Origin of the sequence: Aeromonas sp. QDB20, from assembly GCF_027707805.1 — a bacterium.
Classification (GTDB): Bacteria; Pseudomonadota; Gammaproteobacteria; order Enterobacterales; family Aeromonadaceae; genus Aeromonas; species Aeromonas dhakensis.
In genome coordinates, this window is the sequence record NZ_JAPCJC010000032.1 from 23,634 (window position 1) to 33,274 (window position 9,641).

Annotated in this window: 3 protein-coding genes (1 of these 3 only partly in view); 1 reads left to right on the forward strand and 2 read right to left on the reverse strand. The window is 59.2% G+C overall.

The annotated features are described in order from the left end of the window. A protein-coding gene (locus tag PG897_RS21535) for a retention module-containing protein (protein WP_270829375.1) crosses the window boundary here: on the forward strand, positions 1–4,876 show its 3' portion. 3,050 nt of this gene lie to the left of the window's left edge; the window shows 4,876 of its 7,926 coding nt (coding positions 3,051–7,926); the start codon falls outside the window, past its left edge; its stop codon occupies positions 4,874–4,876. Between the two features lie 676 nt (positions 4,877–5,552). Here the strand turns inward: PG897_RS21535 and rluA are convergent. Continuing rightward, the gene (gene rluA, locus PG897_RS21540) at positions 5,553–6,209 is read right to left on the reverse strand and encodes a bifunctional tRNA pseudouridine(32) synthase/23S rRNA pseudouridine(746) synthase RluA (RefSeq protein WP_201883181.1); all 657 of its coding nucleotides are present in this window, start codon (positions 6,207–6,209) and stop codon (positions 5,553–5,555) included. Between the two features lie 221 nt (positions 6,210–6,430). After that, positions 6,431–9,298 (reverse strand): RNA polymerase-associated protein RapA, encoded by a 2,868-nt coding sequence (gene rapA / locus PG897_RS21545; protein ID WP_043172014.1) that lies wholly within the window; start codon positions 9,296–9,298, stop codon positions 6,431–6,433. Positions 9,299–9,641: the final 343 nt, after the last annotated feature.

Genomic DNA, 9,641 nt, shown 5'->3' on the forward strand with positions numbered 1-9,641 from the left:
ACCCAAGGTCGAGACCTTTGTGGTCAAGTCCGTGGACGGCACCGAGCACACCGTCACCGTCACCATCACCGGCACCAACGATGCACCGACCCTGAGTATCGACAAGGGGGCCGTGGTCTCCGAAGAGGGGCTGGCCGGCGGCATTGCCGATACGGCAGGTAGCAGCGATACCACCGACAGTGTGGCCGCCAGCGGCAAGATCACGGTCGGCGATGTCGACAGCCAGGATACGCTTACCATCAGCCTGAACGGGCCGGCTGGCCTGACGGCAGGCGGTGCCGCGGTGCAGTGGAGCTGGAATGCCGCCACTAAGGTATTGACCGGTTATACCGGTACACAGGGCGGCGCCGACTACAAGGCGGTCATAGATGTGAAGCTGACCGCGCCCGCCGGCAACGGCAAGGGCGACTGGAGCTATGACGTGACGCTCAAGGCCCCGCTTGATCACCCGGTCAAGGGCAGTGAAGACGTACTCAACTTCCAGATCGGCGTGACCGTATCGGATGGCAAGACCACCACCACCGGCAGTCTGCCCATCTCGGTCGAGGATGACGCGCCGGTGGCCGGTGACATGGCGGCCGTCTCCGTCATCAAGACCAACATCCCGGATACTCTGACCGGCCTGTTTGATCTGACCAAGTACAGTGGCAGCAACCAGACGACCCTGAACGTGAGCGGCTTCAGCATCACGGCGCTGGGCTTTACCTCGTCGACCAACTCGGCCCTGATCACTGCCAATGTCAACGGTTCCAGCGCCGGTCTGGGGGTTTCCAGCGTCGGTTCACCGAACCACAACCTCGCCAACGAGGTGGACTTCCGCCACTTTGCAAACGGTACTTCTGCTTCCGAGCAGCTGATCGTCAAGCTGGATGCGGGCAAGGTAGCCTATGGCGCCAACATCAAGTTCAGCCAGATGTTCGGTGGCGAGCTGGAGAGCGGCGTGGTCGAGTTCTACCGCGGCGGCGTGCTGATCGGTACCCAGACCTTCAGCTCCAACGCGGCAGGTGGCGACTATGCCGGCAACTTCCAGGTGCAGCAGGGCGGCTTCGATACCATGGTCATCAAGGCCACCAACAATGGTAACGGCCTCTATGCCGACAACAGCGACTTCACCGTGAAGAGCATCGAGTTCCTCGGTGCCACCACGGCGCCGGCTATCGCCTACGGTTCCGGCACGGTCACTCCGCAGTGGGGTGCCGACGGCAAGGGCTACATGCAGCTGGTCGGTTCTACCGAGACCGGGCTGACCACGGCGACCGGCAAGCTGATCACCACCACGATGGAATCGGCCAATACCCTGGTCGGCAAGGCCAGCGATGGCACCCTGGTGTTCCGTCTGGAATTTACCCCGGCCACCGGCAAGTGGGAGTTCTTCCAGTATCAGAACATGTCCAAGCCGCTGGGAGATGGCGACATCGACTTCCAGATCAAGGTGGTGGATGGCGACGGCGACTACAGCCTGGGCTCTTTCGCAACCAAGCCGCTGTTTACGCCTATCGTACAGTCGGTCTCCAGCGAGAGTGCGGCCGAAGGCGGCAACCTGCTGCACACGGTGACGCTCTCTGATGCGACCCAGGAAGCGACCCAGTATGACTTCGGCATCAAGGGCAGCGGTACCAACCCGGCTTCCAGCCTTGACTGGGGTACTGCCCAGTTCAGCAACGGGGTGACCTACAACAGCGCCACCGGCAAGATCACCGTACCGGCCGGGGTCTCGAGCTTTACCGTGACCATCCCGACGGTGGACGATCGTCTGGTCGAAGCGAATGAAACCCTGACGGTGACCGTGGGCGATCAGAACGGCATCGGTACCATCATCGACAACGATCGTGCGCCGGTGACCACGGGTGGCTACAGTACCGGCAAGGAAGACACGCCGCTGGTGCTGAAGTGGGCCCAGTTTGGTGCCAGCGATGATCAGGCCGCTTCTGACCTGAGCGTGCAGATCAACACCCTGCCGCTGAACGGCAAGCTGGAGTACCTGAACGCTGCCGGCCAGTGGATTGCGGTGAAGGTGGGGGATCTTGTCTCCTACGCCGATATCGACAGCGGCCACCTGCGTTTCGTGCCAGGCCTCAACGAGTCGAGCAGCAATGCCAGCAACGGCAGTGGCGTCGTGACCGGCAACCTGCAGGGCGATTACGCCAGCTTTGGTTACCAGATCAGCGACGGCGCCAACCTGAGCAACAGCGGCAAGCTGGTGATCGATATCACGGCGGTGGCGGACAAGCCGGTGGTCGACATCAGCCTGACCGGCAACGGTGTACCGCTCTATAGCCAGTACCCGTCGTCCGGCATCTCCACCGGGGCGTTCCAGAGCGGCAACTTCAACCAGGGCAACTTTGGCATCACCAATAGTCTGACCGACAGCACCACCAGTCCGGATCAGGTGGTGGGTGGCAACGGCAATGACTATATCGTCAGCGTCAAGGGCGGCGGCGATCATTTTGTCGGCGGTGCTGGCAATGATGTACTGGTCGGCGGCAACTCTGTCTCCGGCGATACCCTAACCGGTGGCACGGGTGATGATATCCTGGTTGCTGGGTTGGGTGGCGATACCCTGCATGGGGATGCCGGTACCGACCTGGCCGTACTGATGGGCTCGCGTGCCAACTATGTCATCGAGCGCAGAAGTGACGGTGGTTTCAACTTCCTGGTGAAGGAGAACGGCGTCACCATCAGCAAGTCGCTCTACGACATCGAGCTGGTGCAGTTTGATGACGGCATCTACCAGTTCAACCAGACCGACGGCACCCTGACGGCGGTACCGCCCAGCTTGGTGGATTATCCGCTCGAGATCAGCGCTTCCCTGACCGACCGGGATGGCAGCGAACAGTTCGACAGCCTGGTGCTGACCGGCATGCCGACGGGGTCGACGCTGTATCAGGGCTCCACCGTGCTTGGCACAGTGGGGGCCGATGGCAAGCTGACGCTGACCGGTCTGTGGAACCAGAGCGCGCTGGACGTCAAACTGACCGGTCTGACTCTGCGGGTGCCGGGCAGCAGTGCCGGCCAGTTCGACCTCAAGGTCGAAGCCATCGCCAAGGAAGTGGCGACCGATCAGACCAGCAGCGCATCGGATCAGGATTCGATCCGCATGAGCTACTTCCTCTCTACCGAAGGGGAGCCTGGCGATCAGAACCGTACCTACGGCAGCGAACACAATATCGTGGTCGGGGATCTGGATGGCAGCGTGGTACTGCCGGGACAGAACTACAACATCGCCTTCATGGTCGACAGCTCGGGCAGTATCGGCACCAGTGCCATGAACACCATCAAGAACCAGCTGGCCCAGGTGTTTGCAACCCTCAAGACCAGTGCCGGTACTGAGGGGGCGGGCAAGGTCAACATCTTCCTGGTGGACTTCGACAGTCAGGCCAACAAGTCCATCAGCGTGGACTTGAAGGATCCCAATGTCCTGACCAAGTTGCAGGCCGTGCTCGACAGCATGGACGGCAGTTACTGGAATGGTGGGGCGACCAACTACGAGGATGCTCTCAAGACAACCTCCAACTGGTTCAACAGCGACACCGCCAAGAACAACGCCAATGCGAAGAACCTGGCGTACTTCATTACCGATGGGGCACCAAACACCTATTACGACTATGAAGATACCAACCCGATCGTGAATACGAAGACCAACGAGCGTCTCGATTCGTTTGTCAACGTCAACAACTATGTGCCGGGTGAAGCCTTCTACGCCAACATCGGCGGCACCAACCGGGTGCTGATCGACGCGAACGGCAATGTTCAGAAATGGTCGCAGGGCAATAACAACAAGTGGAGCTCGACCACCATCGGGACCTTGAAGGCACAGGGGGATGGTACCTTCGAGATCTCCACCTCCTATGACAGCAACTACTGGGCATTGCAAAACGCGCTGGCTGTGTTGCCGCTTCTGCTGGCCAATAACGTGACGCTGGAAGCAATCGGCATCGGCAGCAACGTCTCCATCGATACCCTGAAGCTGTTCGACAGTGATCAGATTGTGCAGTCCAACGTGTCAGCCAACGATCTGGCCAACGCCATCCTGGGTACCTCGGTGAACAACCTGCCGGGCAGCGACCGGCTCGACGGCGGTGCCGGTGACGACATCCTGTTCGGTGATGCGATCCACTTTGCCGGCATCAACGGTGAAGGCTACGCGGCCATCAAGCAGTATGTGGCCGGCAAGCTGAGCGCAGGCTCGGTGACCGATGCCCAGGTCCATGACTACATCACGGACCATGCCAGCGAGTTTGATCAGTCCTCCAGCAACGACAAGGCAGACGTGCTGATCGGCGGGGATGGCAACGACATCCTGTTCGGTCAGGGTGGCGATGACTTCCTGTTTGGCGGGGCCGGCAACGACATCCTGTTCGGTGGTGCCGGCAACGACACCCTGTACGGCGAGAGCGGCAACGATACCCTGTACGGTGGCAGCGGCAACGATACCCTGTTTGGCGGCATCGGCGACGATACCCTGAGCGGTGGTCTGGGCAACGACATCCTGGTCGGCGGGCTTGGCAATGACATCCTCAAGGGGGATGGCGGCGCCGATACCTTCACCTGGCTGCAGGGCGATACAGCTGCGGGCAGCGTGGCCAAGGACTACGTGGTCGACTTCTCCAAGGCGGAAGGTGACAAGCTGGATCTGAGCGACCTGCTGGATCACGACGGTTCTCGCAACCAGAACGATCTGAAGAGCCTGCTCTCGGTCTTCCAGGACAGTGAAGGGGTGCATCTGCAGGTCAAGGAGAGCAGCGCTGCCCCCGTGACCCAGGAGATAGTGCTGATGAACCACACGTTCGACAGCCTCACCGGCAGTGCGGCGGCCACCTCGTCTCAGGTGATCGACTACATGCTCAACAACAACATGCTGGATATCGACAAGTAATCCGGTCGACCCCAGGCAAAAAGCGGCAGAGCAATCTGCCGCTTTTTTATTAGCGTTGTTTTCCCGTCCTGAATATGATTTACACCTTGCTTTCGGTTATACCGAGACCTCGATGGAATAAGACATGGAGCAAATACAGTGTAACTGCTTACTGAGTTTTAAACTGGCTTCGGTCGTGTAGATTGAAAAAGGTAAGCTGACATAGAAACAGGTACAAGTTTGTTATCGGGCCTGACTAGATTTTGCCGGCGGTGTCTGAGCTAATTCGGGGGCTGATATTATCTGTCTGCCGGACAAGAGCGAACCTTTAAACTTTAGTTTGGTGATGAATACCTGTTCACGTAAGGAAGTTGGCTACCACTCTGACTTGGGGGGCAATATTACTCGCTCTTGTGTCCGTCGGTGCATGAGTGGCACAGGCTCCAGTACTCGATGACGGATGGCTATGGCTGATATCAGGATACATAGGCGGAACGGGCGACCGAGATTTTGCAAGGAGAGTTGCTGTTACAAAGCCCTCGGAACCAGGCACAAGCGGGGGAAATGGTACATGACCTGAAGTGACCACATCAGGCATTGAAATACAGAGCCCCCGATGTGGCGCATCAGGGGTTTTCAGTGCTAAAAATGTGCGAACCTATTTCGGGGCTAGACACATTATTATTCCTGCGTTGGTTCAGGTTGGGAAGGGGGCCGGAGCCTCGAAGGTCATCCGTTCGCCGCTGCGCGGGTGGGTAATGGTCAGGCTGGCTGCATGCAGATAGAGGTGCGGTGCCGCCGCCAGCGCCTCCGGATTGGCGTAGAGGTTATCCCCGAGGATGGGGTGCCCCAGCTCCAGCATATGAACCCGTAGCTGATGGGAGCGACCGGTAATGGGGGTCAGCTTGATCAAGCTGTTGCCATTTTCCACCTTCAGCTTCTGCCACAAGGTCAGGGCGTGACGCCCCTCCTCAAAGTCCACCTTCTGCTTCGGGCGGTTGGGCCAGTCGACACAGAGCGGCAGATCCACTTCACCCGCATCCAGTTTCGGCTCGCCCCACACCCAGGCCAGATAGTGCTTCTCGGTTTCCCGCTCGCGGAATTGCCGGCTCAGCTCCCGGTGAGAGTTGGGATTGAGGGGGATCACCAGCACACCTGTGGTCGCCATGTCGAGACGATGGGCTGCCGCCGCCTTGGGGTGCTGTTGTTTCACCCGATGGAGCACGCTGTCTTCATTCTCGGGGCCGCGCCCAGGGACGCTCAGCAGGCCAGTGGGCTTGTTGACCACCATGATGTCCTTGTCCTTGAACAGGATATCGAGCCAGGGTTCCAGGGGCGGTGAGTATACAAACATAGCGTCTCGCATCTTTGGTCAAAGCGGGGGCAAGCCCCCATCAGTTATGGATTACCACGATAAAAGTGCATGGCTGCCAACTCGCGTTGGGTCTGGTCGTTATCAACCAGACGATGCCTGCACAGTTTTATCAGTTATGGGTAACCACGATAAAAAGTGCATGGTATCCAACTCGCGTTGGGTCTGGTTGTTAGTAACCAGACGATGCCTTCACCGTTTTATCAGTTATGGGTAACCACGATAAAGCGGATGGCATCCAGCTTGAGTTGGGTCTGGTCGATCAGGTGGTGCAATTCTGCCTGCAGATTGCGCAGATAATCCAGTTCGCTGTCGCGCACGTTCGGGTTGACCGCCTTGAGCGCCTCCAGACGATCGAGATCCTGCTGCAGAGTTTGCGCCATCTGAGAACGGGCCTGGTCGACAATATTCGCCTTCAGTCCTTCGGCAATCGCCTGACCCTGGCCAATCAGACCGTGGATCACTGGCTGGGAAGCGGTGACCAGTTTGCTGCCCAGGTGGCGGTTGACCGGCGTCAGCTGGCGGTTGAAGGCATCGAACGCCACCTTCTCACCCAGGTTGTTGCCGTTCTTGTCCATCAGCAGCCGGATCGGGGTAGGCGGCATGAAGCGGTAGAGCTGGGGATGAGCTGCAGACTCGGCAACGAAAATCAGTTCCAGCAGGATGGAACCGACCGGCAACGCCTTGTTCTTGAGCAGGGCCACCGAGGTGGCACCGATCTCTGAACCCAGGATCAGGTCGATACCGCCGCGCATCATGGGGTGATCCCAAGAGAGGAACGACATGTCGTCCCGCGACAGGGCGGTGGTACGATCGAAGGTAATGGTCATGCCGTCTTGCGGCAGTCCCGGGAAGCTCGGCACCAGCATGTGATCGCCCGGCATCAGCACCAGAGCGTTCTCGCCACGATCATCCTGATTGACGCCGATCTCGTCGAACATCTTGAGGGCGAAGGAGATCATGCCGGTGTCGTCATCTTCGGCGGCCAGCTTCTCGACCAGTTGTTTGGCGGCTTCGCCACCGCTGGAGTGGATCTCCAGCAGACGATCACGGCCCTGTTCCAGACTGGCCTTGAGGGGCTCGTGCAGCTCGCGGGTGCGGGTCAGCAGCGCTTCGAGGGTTGCCTGCTCACCGGTGTTGGCGGCCAGCAGCTCGAACAGCTCGTCACGCACCGCTTCAAACACCGGGCGGGCGGTCGGGCAGGTCTGCTCGAACGCATCGAGGCCATCGTGATACCAGAGTTGCAGGGCGCGCTGGGAAGTGCCCTCCAGATAGGGAACGTGGATCTCGACGGTATTCTGCTGACCGATGCGATCCAGTCGGCCGATCCGCTGCTCCAGCAGATCCGGGTTGAGAGGCAGATCGAACAGCACCAGATGGCTGGCAAACTGGAAATTGCGCCCCTCGGAGCCGATCTCGGAGCAGAGCAGCACCTGGGCGCCCCCCTCAGCTTGAGCGAAATAGGCGGAGGCCTTGTCCCGTTCCAGGATGGACATCCCTTCGTGGAAGACGGCGGCGCGGATCCCCTCGCGGGTACGCACGGCCTCTTCAAGCGCGATGGCGGTGGCCGCTTCGGAGCAGATCACCAATATCTTCTGCTGACGGGCAGAGATCAGCAACTCAAGCAGCCAGTCGACGCGTGGGTCAAACTGGGTCCAGCTGGCGTTGTCGCCTTCAAACTGCTGGAAGATCTTCTCGGGATAGAGGTAGCGCAGGGCACGGGTCTGCAGATCGCCGCCGTTGCCACCCATCATGCCCATCACCTTGATGGCGGTCTTGTACTGCTCCGGCAACGGCATGGGGTAGACGTTGAGATGACGCTCGGGGAAGCCCTGAATGTTGGCGCGGCTGTTGCGAAACAGCACGCGACCGGTGCCGTGCTGATCCAGCAGCTTGGCGACTGCCTGCTGACGGGCGGCCGCATCAGTGAGATCCAGACCATCAAGTTGGCCTGCCAGGGTTTGTTTGGCAGCTTCGCTCAGGGCCTCGCCATCCAGCAACTCCTGGGCGGCACTGGCGACTTGACCATAAGCCTGCTCCTCGGCGAGAAAGGCCTCGTAGTCGTAGAAACGCTCGGGGTCGAGCAGGCGCAGACGGGCAAAGTGGCTCTGATGGCCCAGCTGGTCCGGGGTCGCGGTCAGTAGCAGCACGCCTGGCACCTGTTCGGCCAGCGCTTCCACCATTTCATAGGCACGGCTCGGCGCCTCCTCGCTCCACTCCAGGTGATGTGCTTCGTCGACGACCAGCAAATCCCATTCGGCTTCCAGCAACTGCTCGAAGCGGCGGCGCTTCTTGCGCAGGAAGTCGAGGCTGCAGATCACCAGCTGTTCGGTTTCGAAGGGGTTTTCCGCATCGGCAAAGGCCTCGATGCAGCGCTCCTCGTCAAACAGGGAGAAGTGCAGGTTGAAACGGCGCAGCATTTCGACCAGCCACTGGTGCTGGAGCGTTTCGGGCAGCAGGATGAGCACGCGATGGGCGCGGCCGGAGAGCAGTTGCTGATGAATGATCATGCCCGCTTCAATGGTCTTGCCGAGACCCACCTCGTCGGCCAGCAGTACGCGCGGGGCATAACGGTGACCTACTTCATGGGCGATATAGAGTTGGTGCGGGATCAGGCTGACCCGGCCACCGGCCAGACCGCGGGTCGGATTGCGACGACGTTTGTGCTGGTTGACCAGCGCTTCGTAGCGCAGGGTAAAGCGGGACATCCGGTCGATCTGGCCGGCGAACAGGCGATCCTGTGGCTTGTTGAACTTGATGAAGTTGTTGAGAAACACTTCCTTGAGGGCAACCGGCTCATCATTGTCGGTGCGAACACCTACATATATAAGCAGGCCATCTTTCTCCTGCACTTCATCGACCATCATGGTCCAGTCTTCGTGACTGGCTATCTGATCGCCCACATTGAAGCTGACCCGGGTGACCGGCGCCTCTTCTTTGGCATACATGCGGTTTTCACCGGTAGCCGGAAACAACAGGGTAACCATGCGTCCTTCAACAGCAACGACAGTCCCCAACCCCAGATCCGTCTCTGTATCACTAATCCAACGCTGGCCAAGTGCAAAAGGCATTAAACTCTCCAAAGCCCAAGAGTGTGTGAATCGCAAAGGGGCGCTATGTTACCCGAAGGCGTGAGCGTGATCACCATGGATATGGCGATGGTGGCAGCCATTTCATCCTGCTGTTGATCCAGCTCTTGTCATGCATGATTGAAGATAGATGGCGTTGACTACGGGCGAGGAAATTGCTGGATTAAGCGACTTCTTGATTGATTGTTGAGCGGTTGAACGATTTCTTCGAATTTAATGCGAATTGTCGCTTGCAAGCGTGATCCAGATCCCTATAATGCGCCTCCATCGACACGGCAAGCGGCAACGCAAACAACCGAGTCGATAGCCTCGAAAAGCCTTTGAA

Bases quoted from the DNA above. Each gene is read 5' to 3' on its own strand.
- rluA (WP_201883181.1), bottom strand. From the start codon at position 6,209: ATGTTTGTATACTCACCGCCCCTGGAACCCTGGCTCGATATCCTGTTC.
- rapA (WP_043172014.1), bottom strand. From the start codon at position 9,298: ATGCCTTTTGCACTTGGCCAGCGTTGGATTAGTGATACAGAGACGGAT.